Below are 19,921 nucleotides of genomic sequence, written 5' to 3'. Positions count from 1 at the left end.
AGCCGCCGAAATCACTTCTTTTTCGTCACGCCGCCCGCTTCCGGCGTATCCGCCTTTTCCTGCCGGAACAGCCGCCCCCGCTGCACGGCCTCCTTGCCGAAGCGCCCCCGCAGGGTGTCCAGGGCCTGATCCAGCTTGCGCCGCCGGGCCTCCCGCTGCGGATCGCGGCCGTCACGGCCCCCCGCCGCGCCGCCCGCAAGACCCGGCAGCAGGAACTGGACCGGATTTTCCTCAAAACCGGAGACGCCCAGGCCGATGAGCCGCACGGGCTGGGCCAGTCGGAGTTCGCGCAGCAGGTCCCGGCCCGTCTCAAAGATGGTTTCCGTGGCGTTGGTGGCTTCCGGCAGGGTGCGGGAACGGGTGATCTGGCGGAAGTCCGCGAACTTGACCTTCAGGGTGATGGTCCGGCCGCTGAGCTGATGCCGCCGCAGGGAGGCCCCCACCCGCTCGGCGTGGGCCAGCAGCATGCGGACAAGAAACTCCCGGTCGCGGGTATCCCGCTCAAAGGTGCATTCCGCGCTCTCGCTCTTCACGGGGCGCTCGGGCGTCACCGGACGCGGGTCAATGCCGTGGGCCCGCTCGTAGAGCGCCCGGCCCCATTTGCCGTAGCGGCCTTCCAGAAATTCCGGGCTGTAGCGGCGCAACTGGGCCACGGTCACAATGCCCAGATCGCGCAGACTGCCCACCATGCGCCGCCCCACGCCGGGCAGACGGCCCACTTCCAGCGGCAGCAGAAAAGCGTCCACCTCCTCGGGCCGCAGAATGAACACGCCGTCGGGCTTGTTCACGTCCGAACAGATCTTGGCCAGAAATTTCACGGGCGCGGCCCCCACCGAGCAGGTCAGTCCGCCCGTAACCTCGGCCACCCTGGTCTTGATGCGCGCGATAAGCTCTTCCAGAGGTCCGAACAGGCGCGTCAGGCCCGTGGCGTCCAGATAGGCCTCGTCGATGCTGGCCGGTTCCACCAGAGGGGAAAAATCGCCCAGCGCCGTCATGATGGCGCGCGAAAGCTCGGCATAGCGGCGGCGACGGCCGTGGACGAAAATGCCCTGCGGGCAGAGCCGCCGGGCCGTGACAATGGGCATGGCCGAATGCACGCCGAAGACCCGCGCCTCATAGGAAGCCGTGGACACCACCCCGCGCAGGCCGCCGCCGATGATCACCGGCTTGCCGCGCAGTTCCGGGTTGTCCATTTGCTCCACAGCGGCAAAAAAGGCGTCCATGTCCAGGTGCAGAATCATGCCGAATCCGGTGTTGCCTCCAGCAAGGCCGTGCCATAGGAATTTTGCCCGCTGGCAAGGAAGGCGAGCATTTTATGACGGGAGTGGACTCTTCCGGTCCTCGACCGGAATAAAAAGCTCGCCTGACGCAGTCAACGGACAAAAGAACATGGCACGGCTATTCCAGCTCCTCGCGCAGCCGCCCGAGCTCACTCTGCACATAGGCGTCCGCGGCTCCGAGTTCGTGCAGCAGAAATTCGGACATGGCCAGCGACACTTCCCGTTCGCCGCTGAAGACTTCGGCCACGCCCAGTTCACGCAGGCGGCGGGCCTCACTCAGAAAGGCGGTATTGGCCAGAATGCGGATGCCGGAATTGACCGCGCGGGCGATGGGCGTCACTTCGCGGGCCGGAATGGCCGGGGTGGTCAACAGCAGGGCCTCGGCCCGCTCCAGTCCGGCCTCGCGCAGCACCTCGGCCTGGGTCGCGTCGCCGTGCACCGCCGGACGGCCCTGGGTGCGTAGCGCGCGCACCGTGTCGATGTTGTTCTCTATCACCACCGGGGTGATGCCCCTGTCGCGCAGGATGCGGCAGAGGTTGCGGCCCACCGGGCCGTAACCCACCACGACCACGCGCTGGGAGCCGTCGCCCTCCACAGCTTCAGCGGACAGATGCGGCAGGGGCGAGCGCGAGAGCCAGGCCGGACCGTGCATCTCCAGCCAGCGGGCCGTACGCTCAATGCGCCGGTACAGCAGGGGATTGAGGGTGATGGAAATCATGGCCGCCGGGATGATGGCGTTGTTCACTTCCTGCCCGAACAGACCATAGCTGATGCCCATGGCCGCCAGGATGAAGGAAAATTCGCCGACCTGGCCCAGGGCCACGGCCACGGACAGGCCCAGACGCAGCGGCTTTCTGAACAGCAGGGTCATGCCCAGCGCGGCCAGGGGTTTGATGACGATGATGATGCCCAGCGTGGCCAGCATCAGGGGCCAGTCGCCGAGCAGGGCCGCCGGGTCGAAAAGCATGCCCACGGAGACGAAAAAGAGCACGGCGAAGGCGTCGCGCAGGGGCAGGGCTTCGGCGGCGGCGCGGGCGCTGAAATCAGACTGGCCCACTACCATGCCGGCCAGAAACGCGCCCAGCGCCATGGAGGCGTCGAAAAAGTACGCGGCGGCCACGGCGATGCCCAACGCCAGAGCGATGACCGCCAGAGTGAAGAGATCGCGGGTGCCGGTGCGCGCCACATAGCCCAGAAAAATCGGGATCAGCTTCTGGCCCACCACCAGGGTGAACACGGAAAGTGCGGCCAGTTTGATCAGGGTCAGCCCCAGCGCGGACCAGAAATTGCCGCTGCCGCCGCCGTCGGGCGTGAGCACGGCGGGCAGCAGCACCAACAGCAGAATGGTGAAGAGATCCTCCACCACCAGCCAGCCCAGGGCCACGTGCCCGGTGCGGGTGTGCAGGGCGTGGTTGTCTGAAAGCACGCGGGTCAGCACCACGGTGCTGGCCACGGAAATGGACATGCCGAACACGGCTCCGGCCAAGGGCGAAAAGCCGAACAGAGACAAAACACCCATGCTGGCCGCGGTGCACAGGCCGATCTGGGCCACGGCCCCGGCCACGGCGATATTGCGCACGGCCAGCAGATCCTTGAGGTGAAAATGCAGGCCCACGCCGAACATCAGCAGGATCACGCCGATCTCCGCGCACTGGGACGCCGTAGCCGCGTCGGCCACAAAGCCCGGCGAATGCGGCCCCACCAGCACGCCAGCCAGCAGATAGCCCACCAGAGGAGAAAGACGCATCTTCTGGGTGATGAAACCCAGGACCAGGGCGGCGGTCAGCCCTCCGGCCAAGGTCAGGATCAGGGTCACTTCATGAGAGCCGCTCATGCCCGATCCCCCTCATGCTCTCCGGCCTCGCCGGGCAGCCATTGCAACCAGAGGGAGCGGCGGCGCGGGCCGTCGCCCTCGCAGAGATAGACAGCCTGCCACGTGCCCAGGCGCAGTTCGCCGTCCTCCACCAGAAGCAGCAGGGAGGGGCCGTGCAGGCTGGCCTTGATGTGCGCGTCGCTGTTGCCCTCGGCATGGCGGTAGTCGCCGTGTTCCGGCGCGAGGCGACTGAAGAAGGCCAGCATGTCTCGCCGCACGTCCGGGTCCGCGCCCTCGTTGACTGTCAGGCCGCAGGTGGTATGCGGGCAGAACAGGGCCAGCGCCCCGTGCCGCCGCCCGTGTTCGCGGGCCATGCGTTCCGTGAAGGCGCGCAGTTCCGGGGTGATGTCGCGCATTTCACAACGCGCGCGGGTGTCAAATGTGAGTTTATGCATATATATCTATTCCTGCTGAATGTATTCCGTAAGGTCGGAACGGATAATGCGGTCCAGTTCCTCGCGCCGGTCGGCCGGGGTTTCAGTGAACAGAAAGCCGAAATGGGAGAAGCGCCTGAAATCACAGGGCCGCAAATGCAGCACCTTGCCGAAATCCCGACACAGGGCGTCGTAGTCGAAATCGCGCACCGGCGGACAGTTTTCGGGCTTGTTCAGGACCATCAGGGTGTAGAGCAGGCCCTCTTTTCCGGCCAGGACGCGTTCCCAGTCCGGGCGCGTGTCTTCCAGAAAACAGCCGTAGGAATGAAAACCCCAGGCAAAGAGGCTGACGTCCGTGGAGCACCAGCCCGCGAAACGCAGTGGATTGAACTCAATGGGCGCGATGCGGCCCCCGGCGTCCCGGCGCAGCTCCACGTGGACCGGAAAATTGCGCAGTCCCAGCGGGCCGTTGACCCGGTTGAACCATGCCTCGAACTCGTTCAGGCGGCTCTCGATGATCTCCCGGCTGGTGTAGTAGAGCCGGTCGCTGACGTCCGCATCCGAGGAAAACTCGTGCCGCAGGATGTTGCAGACCACGGCCCGGCCCTGCCGGTCGTAATAGACATCCACGGCGTATTCCTCGCCCTGAATGTATTCCTCCAGCAGAAAACGGCCACCGCCCACCACTTCGGGCGGATATTGCTCGCGCCAGAGGGCCGCGTCGCGGGCCACGGCGACTTTGGCCGCCTCCCACTGGGCCGCGTTTTCAATGCGGTGGACGCCCAGACTGAAAAAACCCACCGCCGGTTTGAGCACGCAGGGGACCTTGAGCGCCTCGAAAGGCAGCGCCGCCAGTTCTTCCAGGGTAACCTGGCGGAAGAAAAAATCGGCATAGAGTGGGGCCAGCCGCTCGCGGCAGACGGCCTTGTCCTTGAGCCGCCGGACGCGCTCCACCAGCGCGTTGTTGCCGGAATGCGCGTACACCCAGTCCAGCGCGTTTTCCGAGCAAGTGTACAGACGCGGCGCGTCCCCCCGGCAGAGGCTCGCAAAGGCGTCCTCAGGCGTCAGGTTGAGGGCCGCGCCGTAGTCGCGGGCACAGGCGCGGGCCGTGGCGTTGTCCAGCACGGGTTCTTGCCGGGCGGCGGCGTAGGCCGCCAGTTCCGGCGAAACATAGGGTTCATCGAGAATAATCATGGCTGGATGTGGCTCCGCTGTGGCTGTCTGATTGTTACACGGGCGGCCCCGGCGGGCAGTCGGAAGAATGCCGGGATGGTAAGGCAAGGTCGAAAGAATATAGCCCGCGCGTCTTGCGGGGCTGGCGGTTTTCGCCAAGCCCGCAAGACCGCGCAAATATTCCTGTATCAGGCTCTTTCCAATCGGGAACAGCCGCGTCCGGCCGTGCCCTACAGCACCCTGAAATACACCGCCGGTTCCTTGAGCAGGCCCGCGTCCACCGTGCGCTGGAGCGCGTCGCTCATGGCCTGTGCCGAGGTTTCGTGGGTCATGAAGACCAGGGGCACGCCATGGCCCTCGTCGGTCTTCTGGATCATCTGGGCCACGCTGATGCCCTCGGCGGCCATGCAGCCGGAAATATCCCGCAGCACGCCGGGCGCGTCCTGGACCATCACCCGCACGTAGTAGCAGGAGCGCCATTCCTCGGGCGGCACAATGGCGGCCTTGGGCAGATCCCTGCCCACAAAGCCCGTGTTGTTGGGCCGCTCCTCGCGGGCCACGGCCATCAGGTCGGCCAGCACGGCCCCGGCCGTGGGCAGGTCCCCGGCCCCGCGCCCGTGGAAGAAGAGCGCCCCGGCGGCATTGGCCTCCACACGCGCGGCATTGTACACGCCGCCCACGCGCGCCAGCAGAAAGGTGTGATGCACCAGAGCCGGAAACACCCCGGCCTCCAGCCGGATAGGACCATCGTCCCTGCAATCCCTGCCTTCCGGGCAGCGCACTTCGCGCACCTGGCCGATGAGCTTGATGCGGTAGCCGAATTCGCGCGCCAGGCGGATGTCCAGGGACGAAAGCCCCCGGATGCCGCGCACGGACAGGGCCGTATAGGGATAATTGACCCCGTAGGCCAGACGGATCAGCAGAATCAGCTTGTGGGCCGCGTCGTGGCCGTCGATGTCCAGGGTGGGATCGGCCTCCGCATAGCCCAACTCCTGGGCCTGCCTGAGGGCCACGTCGAAATCCAGACCGTTGGAGGTCATCTCGGACAGGATGTAATTGCTGGTGCCGTTGAGGATGCCCATGAGCGACTCGATGCGGTTGCCCGTGAGGCTTTCCTTGAGGGCCTGGACAATGGGGATGGCCCCGGCCACGCTGGCCTCATAGCGCAGGATGCGCTTTTTGCGCTCGGCCTTCTGGAAGAGCGCCAGACCCTCTTCGGCCAGCAGGGCCTTGTTGGCGGTGACGATGTGCTTGCCCTGGTCCAGGGCGCGGTCGATAAGCGCGCGGGCCTGGTCGATGCCGCCGATGAGCTCCACCAGCACGTCGATATCCGGATCGTCGGTGAGCGCCGCCGGATCGGTGGTCAGTTCCGCGCCCTCGGGCAGGGGCACGTTACGGGCTTTCTGGGCGTTGCGCACCAGGACCCGTTTGACCACGATGTCGCGGCCCGTGCGGCGGCGGATGATGTCCGCGTTTTCCTTGAGCAGGCGGGCCAGGCCGCCGCCCACCGTGCCGAAACCGGCCAGACCGGCCACCAGGGGTTTGCTTTCGTTGGCTTTCGTCATGTCTACTCCGGCGCGCCCGAGAGCAGGCGGCGCATATTGCTGACGGCCTGCCGGGTGCGGTGCTCGTTTTCAATGAGGGCGAAACGCACGTACTCGTCGCCGTAGGAACCGAAACCCAGGCCCGGCGACACGGCCACCTGCGCTTCGGTCAGCAACAGTTTGGAAAATTCCACGGAACCCATCTTGCGGAAAGCTTCGGGAATGCGCGCCCAGACGAACATGGTGGCTTTGGGCGACGGCACTTCCCAGCCGATGCGGCCCAGGCCCTCGATGAGCCGGTCGCGGCGTTCGCGGTAGACCTCCCGGATCTCGTCCACACTGTCCTGCGGTCCGTTAAGGGCCACGGTGGCGGCGATCTGGATGGGCTGGAAGATGCCGTAATCCAGATAGCTCTTGATCCGGGCCAGCGCATGCACCAGACGCGGATTGCCCAGGCAGAAGCCCACCCGCCAGCCGGGCATGGAATAGCTCTTGGACAGGCTGTAGAACTCCACGCCCACATCCTTGGCCCCTTCGGCCTGGAGGAAGCTGGGAGCCTTGTAGCCGTCGAAGACCAGATCGGCGTAGGCCAGATCGTGGACCACCCAGAGATTGTTCTCCTTGGCGAAGGCCACCACCTTGCGGAAAAAGTCCAGGTCCGTCACTTCGGTGGTGGGATTGTGCGGGTAGCAGAGGAAGAGCAGCTTGGGTTTGGGCCAGGCCTGCCGGGTGGCGGTGGTCAGGTCTTCAAAAAAGTCGCGGCCCGGCCCGATGGGCACGCTGCGCACGTCCGCGCCCGCGATGATCGGCGCGTATTTATGGATGGGATAGGTGGGGTCCGGGGCCAGCACCACGTCGCCGGGATTCAGCATGGCCAGAGAAAGGTGGGCCAGACCTTCCTTGGAGCCCATGGTCACGATGGCTTCGCTCTCCGGGTCCAGTTCCACGCCGTAGAGGCGGGCGTAGCGGTCGCAGACGGCCTTGCGCAGATTGGGGATGCCCCTGGACAGGGAATAGCGGTGATTGACCGGCTTTTGCGCGGCCTCCACCAGTTTGTCCACCACATGGCCCGGCGTGGGAATGTCGGGATTGCCCATGCTGAAATCCACGATGTCGACATTCTGCCGTCGCAGCTTCATCTTGAGATCGCCCACCACCGCAAAGACATAGGGGGGCAGCCGCTGGATACGCGAAAACTCTTCCATCTTCCTTCTCGCTTGGTTTGAGCCGGGCCCCCGGACCCGGGGGGGACGGGCGCGCACGGCGCGCGGCCCGGCTTGCCCGGCAGAATAGCTGGCGGCGCGTCTTTTTGTAAAGGGATTTGCCGGGAAGGCGGGAGGGGAAGGGCCGCTTGTCAGTAGTGATAACGGCACTGCAGCACAACAAGCGCACCGGCGGCTTCGTCCACGCGATAGACAAGGCGGTGGGTGAGATCCACACGCCGGGACCAGCAGCCGCCGAGATCAAATTTCAGTGCCTCCGGCTTGCCGAGTCCGGAGCAGGGGTCGCGGAGCGCATCACGGATGAGTTCGTTAACACGCTTGAGGATTTTTTTGTCCGTGCGCTGCCAATACAGATAATCTTCCCAGGCTTGCGGTGTCCAGGCCAACAGCACGCTTCACGCCTCATCAAGGTTGTGACGTCTGGTTTGCCCTTCATCGGCGGCGCGCAGGGCCGCCCGCAGGCGTTCGGCGTTGGCCGGACTTTGCAGCAGATACGCGGTTTCAGCCAGACTGCTGTAGTCGTCCAGCGAAAGCATGACCACAGGCCGGGACTTGCGGCGGGTGATGATCACAGGCGCATGTGTGTCGCACACGCGGTCCATGGTTTCCGCCAGATTCTGGCGGGCTTCGGAATAGGTGATGGCTTGGCTCATGGCGGGCTTCCTTTTGTACAAAAATACGTACAACAAAGAAGAAGGTCAAGCGCCGCCCGAGGCAGGGCCGGCATACGTTGCGGCATCAGCCCCTGGCCCAGCAGCAGCCACTGCGGATTGATATCACAAACGGAGCATATTTTTATCAAATCCGAACCGACAGGTTCACCTTCGCCCCGCTCGTACCGCCCCCACGAACTCTTGTGAATGCCCACCTTCCCGGCGAATTCCGCCTGGGGCGTTTTGCCGCGCACAAGCCGCAAACGCTGGGCCAGCGTGGTGTTCACGAGGCACCTCCCGCTAGCGTGAACGCCCGCAAGCACGCCTGACAGTCCCCCGTAGCGCATCCGGTGACGGCGGATGGGAAGAATTATCACACATATGAATTTTGATAACAAATACGAGTTAACTTTTACTCATATATGAGTCAAACGAAACCTACGGACGGTTAAGGTTCCCAGAATCAGTAGCCGAACCTTACCCGCCCCGCATCCGGAATGCAATGTCCGGTTCCGTCCGGCCCTGCCCGTGATTTCGGTCAAACAGCCCGACGCCAAGGCCGCCCCGGCCCCGGCCGCTCCCCGTAACTCCGACAAGAAAAAGAGGTAATAATGAGCACACAGAAAAACCAGCCCACCGTCCCGACGGAAGGCCGCCAGATCCGCGTGGCGCTGAACAGCGCCCAAATGACCACCTCCTACGCCAATGTCTTCCAGACCCGCTGCACGGCCGAGGAAATCGTGCTCTGCTGCGGCCTGAGCCTGCCCGAAAACCTGAACAAGCCCGACGCGGCGGACGGCGCGGACGAAGAGCTTCTGGCCGTGGACCTGGACCGGCGCATTGTGATGAACCCGGCTTCAGCCCGGCGCCTGCTTCTGGCCCTGGACCGCGTGCTCAAGGAGCAGGCCGCGCTTGCCGCGCGCTGAGGGCTGTATACAGCCCCGCCTGGTTACGGAATAGTGAGGCTGCCGCCCCTTGTCGGCAGCCTCGTCTTCCCAGCGGGAAGCATTCTCGCGCCGCAAAAAATCAGGTTCTGATCCCCATCTTTTTCAGTTTGCGGTAGAGCGTGGGCCGACTGACGCCCAGCGTCCGGGCCGTTGCCCGGATATTGCCGTTATGGCGGGCCAGGGTTTCAGCCACGGCCCGTTGCTCCAGATCTTCCAGCGTGCCCTGGCCGGAACCGCCGCCGGACGGCACGCCCTGCCGGGGCCGTTCCAGACCGGCGATGCCGAAATGCTCGGCCAGCAGATCGCCGCCCTCGGCCAGATGCATGGCGCGTTCCACCGCGCTTTCCAACTGGCGGACATTGCCGGGCCAGGCATAGGTCATGAGCATGGCGGCGGTGTCCGGCGGCAGGACCGCCGTGGGTTTGTTCAGGCGCAGACGGTGTCGCTGGATGAAATACTCGGCCAGCGGCAGAATGTCCTCGGGCCGCTCGCGCAGGGGCGGCACGATAATGTTCAGGGTGCTGATGCGGTAATAGAGGTCCGCGCGGAATTTCTGCTGTTCGATAGCCTGGCGGAGATCCTTGTTGGTAGCCGAAATGACGCGCAGGTCCACAGGCACGGAGCGCAGCCCCCCCACGCGCTGGATTTCGCCGGATTGGAGCACCCGCAGCAGCTTGACCTGCATGTCAAAGGGCATGTCCCCGATTTCATCCAGAAAGAGCGTGCCCGAATCGGCCAGTTCGAACTTGCCCGGCCGCCCGCCCTTGCGCGCGCCGGTAAAGGCCCCTTCCTCGTAGCCGAAAAGCTCGCTTTCCAGCAGTTCCTTGGGGATGGCCCCGCAATTGATGGCCACAAAGGGGCCGTTGCGGCGCTTCCCGCCGTTGTGGATGGCCTGGGCGAAGAGTTCCTTGCCCGTGCCCGTCTCGCCGCAAAGCAGCACCGGGGCCGTGCTGTCCGCCGCGATGCGGGCATGGCGCAGGGCCTGCTTCAGACAGGCGCTGGTGCCCAGAATGGAATCAAAGGTGAAATGGGCGTGGCTGCCGGTCACTTCCACGGCCATGCCCATGGCTTCTTTTTTTTCCAGCACGGTGAGCAGGCCGCCCGCCACCCCGCCGTCGCTCATGCAGATGGGATCGAATGAGGCGAAATGGGTCATGCCGCTGTGCCGGGCGAGAATTTCGCGCGCCTTGAAGCTCTTCCCCGCCGCAAGATGTTCCGGCACGCCGCTGTGACCGCCGGTGAACGCCTCGAAGTCCCGCCCCTGGGGCGACTTGGGCAAATGAAACAGACGACGGGCGCTGCGGTTGGTCTGCACAATGCGGCCCTGTGAATCCACGGTGACGATGCCGCGTGAATCCGATTCGATCAAGGCGCGCAGATACTGGTTGGTTGTGGCCAGATCGCGCATGCGTTCCCGCTCGCGCAACTGGGAAGTCACGGTTTCCGCGGCCTGGCGCACCAGGCCCAGGGTATGCACGTGCATCATGGCCGACTTGCCGCTGAGCGAAATGGCCCCCAGCACCGTGCCGCCGTCCGGCGCGAAAACCGGCGCGCCCGCATTGCTGATCTTGCGGGCCTGGGCCGAGTACATCCGGTCGCCGGGCAGAAAGACCGGCACGCGCTCCTCCAGGGCAAGGCCGATGGCGCAGGTGCCCAGATCTCGTTCGGTCCAACGGTAGCCGGGCATGCAGCGCCGCCGCTTGAAGTGCTCCTCCAGTTCCGGATCGCCCACCACATAGAGCACATAGCCCTCGCCGTCGGCCAGGGCCATACAGAAACCCGTGCCCTTGAGCAGACCATACAGCGTGTCGATCTGCGCCCTGGCCAGGTCGAAAAATTCCCGCTGCCCGCTGATCCGCTTGCGCAGGGCGGCCGGGCTCAGGCGGCTGCTCTCGGGCGCGCCGTCCAGGCGCGGATCAACGCCGTAGCGCGCGGAGCGCAGATGCGAGCGCCGGATGATCTCCTCAAGGCCGGGAATGCTTGCCATGGGATGCAGCATGGGCTTGTCCTGTGTAATAAAAATTTACATTGTATCTTTTTGTTACACTCTTTTCGCCAACAGCGCAAGATACAAGCTATGATGCCGCAATACTCTTGCGCGGCGTTGGCCCGGCGCGAATTATGTCACATAATGTTACATATGGGGCGTGGCCCGATTTTTCTTCCAGCCTGTGGAAATACTTTGAAAAAAATCCGACGGGCCGTTTCTGGCACACTTCCTGCTTTATCCGGAGAGCGTTCAAAACATGCGAGGCCCAGCACCGGGGACGGCTCCCCGGCTTCTGCGCAACCGTTACGGCGGAGAAACACCATGCCGGAACTTCTCAAGCGGAACATCTGGATTGAATTCGGGCTCAGTCTTTTCTGCGTACTCTTTTTCGCCTTCCTGTACTTCAACATCGAGCACTGGGTTCTCGCCACCATGCCCAGCACGCTTTCCCCGGCCTTTTTCCCCATGCTCATCACCGCGATCTGTCTGGCCATGAGCGCCCTGCTTCTGTTTTTTTCGCTACGCTCGCTTTACCACATGCACGCGGGGCTGGTGGACGACGAGCGCATCCTGCTCCAGGAAGCCGGCGAGGAAGCCGGGCGCTTTCTGGCTCTGGCGGGCTATGTGGGCGTGCTCTTTCTCTATCTTCTGGGTTTGCAATATGTGGGTTTTCTTTATTCCACCCCCATCGTCATGTTGCTCATCTCACTCATGCTGGGCCTGAAGCGCTGGCTGACCGGCCTGGTGTTCTACATCCTGTTCACGCTGCTGCTTGACTATGTGGCCATGCATCTCATGCAGATCATCCTGCCCCAGGGCATCCTGTTCGAGTAGCGCGCCGCCGGAGGAACACATGCTTGCCGACATCTGCACAGGACTCATTTCCGTCTTCACCCTGCCTTCCATCGGAGCCATTGCCCTCGGCATTCTGACCGGGCTGATTTTCGGGGCCATCCCCGGCATCTCGGGCATCATGGCCATTTCCATCCTGCTGCCCATGACCTTTTACGTCAGCCCGCTGGTGGGCATTCCCATGCTGCTGGGCATCTACAAGGCCAGCATGTTCGGCGGTTCCATCACGGCGGTGCTACTCAACACCCCCGGCGCGCCCCCGGCCGTCTGCACGGCCATGGACGGTTTTCCGCTGACCCGACAGGGGAAGGCAGGCAAAGCGCTCAACGCCGCCCTGACAGGTTCCGTCTTCGGCGACACCTTCAGCAACATCCTGCTGATCTGCGTGGCCGCGCCCCTGGCCTATCTGACGCTCAAGATCGGCCCCGTGGAACAGTGCTGTCTTATCCTGCTGGCGCTGACCGTTGTGGGCAGCATTTCCGGTCCCTCGCTGACCAAGGGCATCATCTGCGCTGGCGTCGGCATCCTGCTGGCCACAGTGGGGGCCTCGGGCGCCACGGGCGCCATCCGCTTCACCTTTGACAATGAAAATCTGATGGGCGGCATCGCGCTGATTCCCATGGTCATCGGCCTGCTCTGTCTGCCGGAGGTCATCCATCAGGCCAGCAGCCGCATCAGCTCCGTCATCCAGCAGAAACTGAACCTCAAGGACGAAAACGGCCGCCTGACCTGGAAGGAGTTCAAAGCCCACATTCCCGTCCTGCTGCGCTCCTCCCTTATCGGCTCCATCATCGGGGCGCTGCCCGGCCTGGGCGCTTCCCCGGCGGCCTACATGGCCTATTCCGAGGCCCGTCGCACGTCAAAAAATCCCGAAACCTTCGGCAAGGGCAACGTGGCCGGCGTGCTGGCCCCCGAAGCCGCCAACAACGCGGTCACGGGCTCGGCCATGATCCCCCTGCTGACCCTGGGCATTCCCGGCGACGACGTGACCGCCGTGCTGATGGGGGCCTTTCTCATCCAGGGAATCACTCCCGGTCCGAACATCTTCTTCGACAACACTACCGTGGTCTACGGCATCTTCGCCTCGCTGATCATCTGCGACGTCCTGCTGTATGTCATCGCCAAAACGGGTTTCCGGTTCTGGGTGCGCATCACGCAGCTTCCCAAACACATCATTTTTTCCACGGTGACCATCTTCGCCTTTGTGGGAACCTATTCCATCAACCAGAGCCTTTTCGACGTGCTCTGCCTGATTCTGTTCGGCCTGCTGGGCTACGGGATGCGGCGCTTCCAGTTTCCCGCCGGTCCCATGATCATCGGCTTCATTCTCGGCCCCCTGCTGGAGTCGGCCTTTGACCAGACCATGACCCTTTCCGACGGCAGCTTTATGATCTTTCTGACAAAACCCGTGGCGGTGCTGTTGCTGCTGCTCACAGCGGGCGCGGTTTTCAGCATCCTTCGCGGGCGGAAGCGCAACGCGCGTCTGCTCCGGCAGGCGCGGGCCTGAAAACGAAACCCTCAACCCCAGGAGACAATATGCTCAAGCATCTTCGGTCCGCACTGTTCGGTCTGGCCTGTCTGTCGCTCGCGGCCGCCTTCGCGGCGTCGGCAAACGCCGCCGATGCCTACCCCGACAAGCCCATTCAGCTCATCAGCCCCTATGGGGCCGGCGGCGACTCCGACCTGACCGCCCGTGTCTGGGCGGAATTCGCCAAACGCAAACTCGGCCAGCCCGTGGTGGTTGTGAACAAGGCGGGCGGCGGCGGTGTGGCCGGCAGCCTTTTCGCCGCCAAGGCCAAGCCCGACGGCTACACGCTTTTCCTGGCCCAGGCCGGTCCGTCGCTGATCATTCCGCAAACCATCAGCAACGCCGGTTACACTCTGGACAGCTTTGACTACATCGCGCGCGTCATGATCGCCAACTGCGCCGTGGTGGTCAACGCCGACGCGCCCTGGAACACGCTGAAGGAACTGGCCGAAGACGCCGAAAAGAATCCAGGCAAGCTGGTTTTCGCCAGCCCGGCGGCCACCTCCTGGCTGTCCCTGGCCATGCGCAACTGGCAGAGCACCGCGGGCGTCAAAATGAAGCAGGTGGAATACAAGTCCGGCGCCGACGCGGCCACGGCCGTGCTGGGCAATCATGGCGACATGACCTTTCTCTTTCCCCAGAACTACGCCCCCATGGTCAAGGCGGGCAAGCTGAAGATTCTCGCCATCGGCAGCAAGAGCGCCGAATATCCCGACGCCCTCACCTTCGAAGAACAGGGCTACGCGGGCAAGTATTACGGCTGGGGCGGCATCGCCGCTCCCAAGGGAACCCCCCAGGCCGTTATTGACAAGCTCGTCGCCGTTACCGCGGAAGTCGTCAAGGACCCCGAATTCGTCAAGGCCATCAACAATATGAACGCCACGCCCGACTTTCTCGCCGGCGGGGCCTGGATGAAGCAACTCAAGGAGCAGTACGACGAAATCGGCGCCGTGCTGAAGAGCCTTTCCCCCGCCAAGAACTAGCCTCTCCCGCCCGCGCGGGCCCGTCCGGGTTCCGCGCGGACGACGCGCGGCAAAACAAGGAGCCTCCCATGCCCATCACTCGTTACGGAACCCCGGCCAAAGCGGGCGCGCTGCCCTTCTCCAAGGCCGTTGAAGCGGACGGCTGGCTGTACGTCAGCGGGCAGGTGCCCCGCGACGCCGACGGCGAAATCGTTTCCGGCAGCATGACCGTGCAGGCCCGCGCGGCCCTCGCCAATCTCAAGGCCGCCCTGGTCCTGGCCGGATACGGCCTGGAGGATGTGGTGCGGGTGAACGTCTTCATCGACGACCCGCGCGATTTCGCCCAGTTCAACAAGGTCTACGCGGAATTTTTCACGCCCGAGCACGCCCCGGCCAGGGTCTGCGTGCAGGCCGCCATGATGAGCGACCTGCGCGTGGAAGTGGACTGCGTCGCATACAGGGACAAAGCCTGAGCAAATTGCTGCCGGGAGGCGGAAGATGAACAAGAAAACGCCCTCAAAAGCTGCCGGAGAGCGCGACGTCATCATCGTGGGCGGCGGCATTGCCGGCGCGGCCCTGGCATACGGTCTGGCGGGCAAGGGCTGCAAGGCCACGGTGCTGGACGCGCCCACCAGAACCAACATGGCCTCGCGCACCAATGTGGGGCTGATCTGGTGCCAGTCCAAATTCCTGCATCTGCCGGAATACGCCCGCTGGGGCTTCATGTCCTCGCGGCTCTTTCCGGAACTGGTCCGGGAACTGGAAGAGATCAGCGGCCTGCATGTGCCCGTGAACTTCACGGGCGGGCTGATCCCGGTGCTCGACGGGGAGGATTTCCAGAAGCGCGCGGACTACATCGTGAAGCTGCGCGAGGCGCTGGGCGAGTACCGGGGGACCGTCATCGAACGGGCCGAGTTGGAAAAAAAGCTGCCCAAAATCGCCTTCGGGCCGGAAGTCTGCGGCGCGGCCTGGTGCGAGGATGACGGCGTCATTGACCCCCTGGCCCTGCTGCGCGCCTACCGCGCGGCTTTGCCCCGGCTGGGGGCCGAATACGTGCAGACCCTGGTGCTCGACGTGGCCCCGCACAGGGACGGCTACCGCGTGAGCACCCGCGACGGAGATTACTTCTGCCGCCGCCTGGTGCTGGCCGCCGGGCTGGCCAACCGGCGCTTCGCCCGTTTCGCCGCGCCGGACCTGCCCGTCTATCCGGACAAGGGCCAGGTGCTGCTGGTGGAGCGGTTGCCCATGGTCATGCCCATTCCGGTGCTGGGCGTCACCCAGACCTTCGGCGGCACGGTGATCATCGGCTTCAAACACGAGCGCGTGGGGCACGACGCCGTGGTCGCGCCCGCCTCTGTGGCCACGGAAGGCCGCTGGGCCATGCGGGTCTGGCCGGAACTGGCGAAAAAACGGCTGATCCGGGCCTGGTCCGGCCTGCGGGTCATGCCCGAGGACAAGATGGCCATTTACAGCCGCCTGCCCGGTCATCCGCAAGTCAGCCTGATCAATACCCACAGCGCCGTGACCATGGCCGCCGCGCACAGCCGTCTGCTGCCCGATTTCATTCTGGGCGGCGACCTGCCCGAAACCGCGCGCGGCATGACGCTCAAACGCTTCGGCTTCGCCTGCTGAAAGGAGTTTTCATGCACACCGCCACTACAGCCACCGTGCGCATCACCGTTGACGGTCAGGTACAGGACGTGCCCGAGGGCATCAGCGTGGCCGCCGCCGTGCTGGGGCACGCCCACATAGGGCACACCTCCACCCATCCCGTGGACCACAGCCCGCGCGCGCCCTATTGCCTGATGGGCGTCTGTTTTGAATGCCTCATGGAAATCGACGGCGAAGCCAACGTCCAGTCCTGCCTGGTGCCCGTGCGCGAAGGCATGGTTGTGAACCGGCAGACGCCGCCCGTGGAGGACAAATAATGGACAAGCACACGGACGTCATTGTCGTGGGCGCGGGCCCGGCCGGTCTTTCGGCGGCCTGCGCGGCGCGCTCCTGCGGCCTGGAAGTGACCCTGCTGGACGAGCAGGCCGCGCCGGGCGGGCAATTGCTGCGCAATGTGGAAAGCCCCCTGGCCCAGGCTCTCATGGACCCCAGGGAACGCGAGACGGGCCTGCGTCTGGTGGAGGAATTCCGCCAAAGCGGCGCGCGCTATCTGCCCAGGGCCGTGGTCTGGGGAATGGAAGGCCGCCGCCTTTCCTTCAGCGTGGACAATGAAGCGCGCTGCCTGGAAGCCGCCACCGTGATTCTGGCCCCCGGCGGCATGGAGCGGCCCGTGCCCTTCCCCGGCTGGACCCTGCCCGGCGTCATGGGCGCGGGCGGCGCGGACATTCTGCTGCGTTCGGGCGGCAGCCTCACGGCGGACAGGGACGCGCCCGTGGTTCTGGCCGGGAACGGCCCCCTGCTGCTTCTGCTGGCCGGGCATCTGCTGGACGCGGGCGTGAACATCGCGGCCTGGCTGGACACCGGCACTATGGGACGGCGCATCTTCTCCGGCGCGCTCATGCCCGCGGCTTTGCTGGACCTGCCCTATCTGGGCAAGGGCCTGGGCATGGCCTGGAAAATCCTCAAGGGCAGAGTGCCCATCATCCGCAACGCGCGCAACATCCGCGCCCTGGGCGCGGAGCGGCTGGAAAAGGTCGTCTACAGCCGGAAGGGCGTGGAGCACGAAATCCCGGCCGCCGTGCTGCTGCGCCACGAGGGCATCATTCCCCGCACCCAGATCTGCAACGCCCTGGGCGCGCGCCTGCGCTGGGACACGGTGCAGCGTTGCTGGCACGCGGGCGTGGACGCCAACGGCCTCAGCAGCTTGGACGGCCTGTACGTGGCCGGTGACGGGGCGTATGTGCACGGCGGCGACGCCAGCAGGCTCAAGGGCTGGCTGGCCGGCATCGACGCGGCCCGGCGTCTGGGCGTCATCTCGCCGCTTGAGGCCCGCCGCCGCTCAGGCCGGGCGCGGCGCACGCTGGCGCGGCTGCGTGTGGCGCGCGATTTTTTACGCTATGTCTTCGCGCCCGACCCGAAAATCTTCGATGTGCCGGACGAAACCCTGGTCTGCCGTTGCGAATGCGTCAGCGCGGGCGACATCCGCAAGGCCGTGGCCGAGGGCTTCCGCGATGTCAACGAGGTCAAGCGCGTGACCCGCTGCGGCATGGGCCAGTGCCAGGGCCGCATGTGCGGCCCTGCCCTGGGGGAAATCACGGCCGCCGCGCAGGGCGCGTCACCCGGCCAGGTGGGCTGTCTGCACATGCGCAGCCCCTTCCGCCCCGTGACCCTGGAACAATACTGCGCCGCCGAATAAACACGCGGCGCATCCATCGCAAAACCATCCCGGAGCCGGTATGCTGTTGAAAGGCGGAAAACTCTATTACGACACCCCGGTCGGCATCCTTTGCCTGGAATCCCGCTTTCCCAAACCCAAAGGGCATGTACGCAATCCCCTGACCTTTGACTTTCCCACAGTACAGCGTCTGATCCGGGGCGTGGACATTCCCCGCCTGCTCTTCCATCCCACGGACGATCTGCTGGAACCCTTTGTCCGGGCCGCGCGCGAACTGGAAGCCGACGGCGTGCGGGCCATCACCGGTTCCTGCGGTTTCATGGCCCGCTTTCAGGAACGCATCGCCACCGAGGTCCGGGTGCCCGTGCTGCTTTCGAGCCTGGTGCAACTTCCCCTGGTGCGCCTGATGCATGGGACCGAGGCGCAAATCGGCGTGCTCACGGCCAGTGCCGACGCGCTCACGCCGGACCACTTCCGCAACTGCGGCGTGGACATGGCCAGCGTGCATATCACGGGCATGGAACACCAAAAGGAATTCCGGGAATGCATCCTCCAAGGCAAACGGGATGATTTTGATCCGGAAACGCTGGAACGCGAAGTGGTGGAAACGGCCAGGAATTTCGCCGCAAGCGCGCGTCTGGACGCCCTGCTGCTCGAATGCACGGATCTTTCCGCCTTTGCGGCGGCCGTGCAGGCGGCGGCGGACATCCCGGTCTACGACATCAATTCCCTGGTGGAATACGCCTGCGGCGCGGTGCGCCGCAGGCGGTACTGAGGCAAGACGTTTTACTTCTTCTTCAGGCCCAGGCGTTCCACTACGGCCTCCGCGCCCATGCGGGCAAATTCGGCCACGTTCCGGCCCCGGCGCGCGCTTTCAGGCAGAAGCAGCTCGGGCCGGTTGGCCAGGCTCTTGTCCGGCGTGACACCGTATTCCGGCGGGAAGCTGTCGTTGAAATACATGTCCTGAAAACCCGCGAACTTCAGGCTGTGGGCCGTGGCGTCCAGCACGGCGCGCTCGTCGCCGCCGATCAGGCCCAGGGCGCGGGCGTTGATCAGACCGGCCAGGCATTCGCCGCCCTGAGTACAGGCGATGTGGCCGTGGCGGTTGGCCTGGATCATGGCGTCCATGATCTGCTGTTCCGTGACCTGGACCACCTGAAAGGCCTTTTCGCCGCCGGCCTCCACAAAGCGTTCGGCCAGCCGCCGCACGCGCGGGAAGGACACCGGATTGCCGATCATGGCGGCCTGGGCCACGCTGGGCGTGACCGTCACCGGCTGCCAGTGGCGGGTGCCCTCGGGCGCGGCGTAGTAGCGCCAGACCGGGTCCGCATGTTCGGACTGCACGCCGAAGACGCGCGGCAGACCGGCGACGATGCCCAGATCCAGCATTTTCAGAAAGCCGGACATGATGGCCGTGATATTGCCCGCATTGCCTATGGGCACGAACAGGCAGAGGCCGGACACATCCCAGCCGTGCCACTGGGCCACTTCGTAGGCGTAGGATTCCTGCCCCAGAATGCGCCAGCTGTTCTTGGAATTGAGCAGGGCCACGCGGTAGTTTTCCGCCAGGTGTTCCACCACCTTCATGCAGTCGTCGAACACGCCGGGCAGCTCCAGCACCGTGGCTCCGCTGCCCAAAGGCTGTGACAGCTGCTGGGGCGTGACCTTGCCGTGGGGCAGCAGCACCACGGACTTGAGCGGCGCGCCCACATAGGCCGCGTACAGGGCGGCGGCGGCGGAGGTGTCGCCGGTGGAGGCGCAGACCGTGAGCACCTCGTCCCACTGATGGCGGCGGCAGAGCCATTTCAGATAGCTGAAGGCACAGGCCATGCCCCGGTCCTTGAAGGAAGCGCTGGGGTTCTGACCGTCGTTCTTGTAGGCGAAGGGCAGGCCCACCTTGTCGCGCAGGGCGGGCGCGGCCTCCACAATGGGGGTCAGGCCCTCGCCCAGATAGACGATGTCCTCTTCCTCCAGCAGCGGGGCCAGCAATTCGTAATAGCGGAAAATACCCTTGAGCGCCGTGTCGCGCGTGGACGCGCGGGCGTCGAAAACCTCCCGCCAGGCCGCGCCGTCGCGCTCTTTCAGGCGAGAAAAGTCCAGATTCTCCAGCAGAAAAACGCCGCCGCACTGCGGACAGGTGTACAGCAGGCTGTCGCCGGGGTAACGCGCCCCGCAGTCCAGGCAGACGTATTCCATGCGGCCGCGATAGGCCGGAAAATCAGCGTGCGCCATGCCG

20 protein-coding genes are annotated in these 19,921 nt (G+C 64.8%); 9 read left to right on the top strand and 11 right to left on the bottom strand.

Annotated features, from left to right (window positions below):
• Positions 1-11: 11 nt before the first annotated feature.
• From FYJ44_RS02405 to FYJ44_RS02365, 9 genes are all read right to left on the bottom strand, one after another.
• Positions 12-1,241, bottom strand: a complete 1,230-nt coding sequence (locus FYJ44_RS02405; RefSeq protein WP_154508817.1) for a DNA polymerase IV — start codon at positions 1,239-1,241, stop codon at positions 12-14.
• A 157-nt stretch (positions 1,242-1,398) separates the two neighbouring features.
• Entirely contained in the window at positions 1,399-3,114 is a 1,716-nt protein-coding gene (locus FYJ44_RS02400; protein ID WP_154508815.1) for a cation:proton antiporter, read from the bottom strand.
• Entirely contained in the window at positions 3,111-3,548 is a 438-nt protein-coding gene (locus FYJ44_RS02395; protein WP_154508813.1) for a secondary thiamine-phosphate synthase enzyme YjbQ, read from the bottom strand. Before FYJ44_RS02395 ends, FYJ44_RS02400 begins: the two co-directional genes overlap by 4 nt.
• Before the next feature lie 6 nt (positions 3,549-3,554).
• Positions 3,555-4,721: an ATP-grasp domain-containing protein gene (locus FYJ44_RS02390; protein WP_154508811.1), complete on the bottom strand. Its 1,167-nt coding sequence runs from the start codon at positions 4,719-4,721 to the stop codon at positions 3,555-3,557.
• A gap of 209 nt (positions 4,722-4,930) precedes the next feature.
• The gene (locus FYJ44_RS02385) at positions 4,931-6,265 is read right to left on the bottom strand and encodes a homoserine dehydrogenase (RefSeq protein WP_154508809.1); all 1,335 of its coding nucleotides are present in this window, start codon (positions 6,263-6,265) and stop codon (positions 4,931-4,933) included.
• A gap of 2 nt (positions 6,266-6,267) precedes the next feature.
• Positions 6,268-7,449: an aminotransferase class I/II-fold pyridoxal phosphate-dependent enzyme gene (locus FYJ44_RS02380; protein WP_154508807.1), complete on the bottom strand. Its 1,182-nt coding sequence runs from the start codon at positions 7,447-7,449 to the stop codon at positions 6,268-6,270.
• Positions 7,450-7,598: 149 nt separating this feature from the next.
• Positions 7,599-7,859, bottom strand: coding sequence for a Txe/YoeB family addiction module toxin (locus FYJ44_RS02375; RefSeq protein WP_288230781.1), 261 nt, complete (start codon positions 7,857-7,859; stop codon positions 7,599-7,601).
• Positions 7,860-7,862: 3 nt separating this feature from the next.
• Entirely contained in the window at positions 7,863-8,120 is a 258-nt protein-coding gene (locus FYJ44_RS02370) for a type II toxin-antitoxin system Phd/YefM family antitoxin (RefSeq protein WP_154508805.1), read from the bottom strand.
• Positions 8,117-8,407 carry a helix-turn-helix domain-containing protein gene (locus tag FYJ44_RS02365; RefSeq protein ID WP_195840932.1) on the bottom strand — a complete coding sequence of 97 codons (291 nt, stop codon included), beginning with the start codon at positions 8,405-8,407 and terminating at the stop codon, positions 8,117-8,119. Before FYJ44_RS02365 ends, FYJ44_RS02370 begins: the two co-directional genes overlap by 4 nt.
• Positions 8,408-8,731: 324 nt before the next feature.
• Here FYJ44_RS02365 and FYJ44_RS02360 point away from each other — a divergent pair, with 324 nt between their 5' ends.
• Complete coding sequence (locus FYJ44_RS02360) at positions 8,732-9,046, top strand: DUF3467 domain-containing protein (RefSeq protein ID WP_154508801.1); 315 nt, start codon at positions 8,732-8,734, stop codon at positions 9,044-9,046.
• 100 nt (positions 9,047-9,146) lie between these two features.
• On the opposite strand, the gene FYJ44_RS02355 is transcribed toward FYJ44_RS02360, so the two are convergent.
• The gene (locus FYJ44_RS02355) at positions 9,147-11,066 is read right to left on the bottom strand and encodes a sigma-54-dependent Fis family transcriptional regulator (RefSeq protein ID WP_154508799.1); all 1,920 of its coding nucleotides are present in this window, start codon (positions 11,064-11,066) and stop codon (positions 9,147-9,149) included.
• Positions 11,067-11,378: 312 nt separating this feature from the next.
• Between FYJ44_RS02355 and FYJ44_RS02350 the strand changes: the two genes are divergently transcribed.
• The 8 genes from FYJ44_RS02350 to FYJ44_RS02315 all read left to right on the top strand — a co-directional run bounded on the left by FYJ44_RS02350 (position 11,379) and on the right by FYJ44_RS02315 (position 18,460).
• Positions 11,379-11,891: a tripartite tricarboxylate transporter TctB family protein gene (locus tag FYJ44_RS02350; RefSeq protein WP_154508797.1), complete on the top strand. Its 513-nt coding sequence runs from the start codon at positions 11,379-11,381 to the stop codon at positions 11,889-11,891.
• Positions 11,892-11,910: 19 nt separating this feature from the next.
• A complete protein-coding gene (locus tag FYJ44_RS02345) occupies positions 11,911-13,416 on the top strand; it encodes a tripartite tricarboxylate transporter permease (protein ID WP_154508795.1) in 1,506 nt (501 codons plus the stop codon).
• A gap of 29 nt (positions 13,417-13,445) precedes the next feature.
• Positions 13,446-14,420 (top strand): tripartite tricarboxylate transporter substrate binding protein, encoded by a 975-nt coding sequence (locus FYJ44_RS02340; protein ID WP_154508793.1) that lies wholly within the window; start codon positions 13,446-13,448, stop codon positions 14,418-14,420.
• Between the two features lie 68 nt (positions 14,421-14,488).
• Positions 14,489-14,872, top strand: a complete 384-nt coding sequence (locus FYJ44_RS02335) for a RidA family protein (protein ID WP_154508791.1) — start codon at positions 14,489-14,491, stop codon at positions 14,870-14,872.
• A gap of 25 nt (positions 14,873-14,897) precedes the next feature.
• A complete protein-coding gene (locus FYJ44_RS02330; RefSeq protein ID WP_154508789.1) occupies positions 14,898-16,031 on the top strand; it encodes an NAD(P)/FAD-dependent oxidoreductase in 1,134 nt (377 codons plus the stop codon).
• 11 nt (positions 16,032-16,042) lie between these two features.
• Positions 16,043-16,327, top strand: coding sequence for a (2Fe-2S)-binding protein (locus FYJ44_RS02325; protein WP_022656198.1), 285 nt, complete (start codon positions 16,043-16,045; stop codon positions 16,325-16,327).
• Positions 16,327-17,706 carry an FAD-dependent oxidoreductase gene (locus FYJ44_RS02320; RefSeq protein WP_154508787.1) on the top strand — a complete coding sequence of 460 codons (1,380 nt, stop codon included), beginning with the start codon at positions 16,327-16,329 and terminating at the stop codon, positions 17,704-17,706. The genes FYJ44_RS02325 and FYJ44_RS02320 overlap by 1 nt, the downstream gene beginning before the upstream one ends.
• 40 nt (positions 17,707-17,746) lie before the next feature.
• Positions 17,747-18,460, top strand: a complete 714-nt coding sequence (locus tag FYJ44_RS02315) for an aspartate/glutamate racemase family protein (protein ID WP_154508785.1) — start codon at positions 17,747-17,749, stop codon at positions 18,458-18,460.
• An 11-nt stretch (positions 18,461-18,471) separates the two neighbouring features.
• Here the strand turns inward: FYJ44_RS02315 and thrC are convergent, their stop codons facing one another.
• Complete coding sequence (gene thrC, locus FYJ44_RS02310) at positions 18,472-19,917, bottom strand: threonine synthase (RefSeq protein ID WP_195840931.1); 1,446 nt, start codon at positions 19,915-19,917, stop codon at positions 18,472-18,474.
• Between the last annotated feature and the right edge of the window lie 4 nt (positions 19,918-19,921).

The organism is Desulfovibrio porci (assembly GCF_009696265.1).
Classification (GTDB): Bacteria; Desulfobacterota; Desulfovibrionia; order Desulfovibrionales; family Desulfovibrionaceae; genus Desulfovibrio; species Desulfovibrio porci.
The sequence above is the reverse complement of the archived record's forward strand: the minus strand, read 5'-3'. Positions and strand labels throughout refer to the sequence as shown.

What these genes read in the sequence shown, in the direction of transcription:
- FYJ44_RS02340 (WP_154508793.1), top strand. Translation starts at nt 13,446, where the DNA reads ATGCTCAAGCATCTTCGGTCCGCACTGTTCGGTCTGGCCTGTCTGTCG.
- FYJ44_RS02405 (WP_154508817.1), bottom strand. Translation starts at nt 1,241, where the DNA reads ATGATTCTGCACCTGGACATGGACGCCTTTTTTGCCGCTGTGGAGCAA.
- FYJ44_RS02395 (WP_154508813.1), bottom strand. Translation starts at nt 3,548, where the DNA reads ATGCATAAACTCACATTTGACACCCGCGCGCGTTGTGAAATGCGCGAC.
- FYJ44_RS02400 (WP_154508815.1), bottom strand. Translation starts at nt 3,114, where the DNA reads ATGAGCGGCTCTCATGAAGTGACCCTGATCCTGACCTTGGCCGGAGGG.
- FYJ44_RS02315 (WP_154508785.1), top strand. Translation starts at nt 17,747, where the DNA reads ATGCTGTTGAAAGGCGGAAAACTCTATTACGACACCCCGGTCGGCATC.
- FYJ44_RS02385 (WP_154508809.1), bottom strand. Translation starts at nt 6,265, where the DNA reads ATGACGAAAGCCAACGAAAGCAAACCCCTGGTGGCCGGTCTGGCCGGT.
- FYJ44_RS02360 (WP_154508801.1), top strand. Translation starts at nt 8,732, where the DNA reads ATGAGCACACAGAAAAACCAGCCCACCGTCCCGACGGAAGGCCGCCAG.
- FYJ44_RS02370 (WP_154508805.1), bottom strand. Translation starts at nt 8,120, where the DNA reads ATGAGCCAAGCCATCACCTATTCCGAAGCCCGCCAGAATCTGGCGGAA.
- FYJ44_RS02330 (WP_154508789.1), top strand. Translation starts at nt 14,898, where the DNA reads ATGAACAAGAAAACGCCCTCAAAAGCTGCCGGAGAGCGCGACGTCATC.
- FYJ44_RS02390 (WP_154508811.1), bottom strand. Translation starts at nt 4,721, where the DNA reads ATGATTATTCTCGATGAACCCTATGTTTCGCCGGAACTGGCGGCCTAC.
- FYJ44_RS02345 (WP_154508795.1), top strand. Translation starts at nt 11,911, where the DNA reads ATGCTTGCCGACATCTGCACAGGACTCATTTCCGTCTTCACCCTGCCT.
- FYJ44_RS02335 (WP_154508791.1), top strand. Translation starts at nt 14,489, where the DNA reads ATGCCCATCACTCGTTACGGAACCCCGGCCAAAGCGGGCGCGCTGCCC.
- thrC (WP_195840931.1), bottom strand. Translation starts at nt 19,917, where the DNA reads ATGGCGCACGCTGATTTTCCGGCCTATCGCGGCCGCATGGAATACGTC.
- FYJ44_RS02350 (WP_154508797.1), top strand. Translation starts at nt 11,379, where the DNA reads ATGCCGGAACTTCTCAAGCGGAACATCTGGATTGAATTCGGGCTCAGT.
- FYJ44_RS02325 (WP_022656198.1), top strand. Translation starts at nt 16,043, where the DNA reads ATGCACACCGCCACTACAGCCACCGTGCGCATCACCGTTGACGGTCAG.
- FYJ44_RS02320 (WP_154508787.1), top strand. Translation starts at nt 16,327, where the DNA reads ATGGACAAGCACACGGACGTCATTGTCGTGGGCGCGGGCCCGGCCGGT.
- FYJ44_RS02355 (WP_154508799.1), bottom strand. Translation starts at nt 11,066, where the DNA reads ATGCTGCATCCCATGGCAAGCATTCCCGGCCTTGAGGAGATCATCCGG.
- FYJ44_RS02380 (WP_154508807.1), bottom strand. Translation starts at nt 7,449, where the DNA reads ATGGAAGAGTTTTCGCGTATCCAGCGGCTGCCCCCCTATGTCTTTGCG.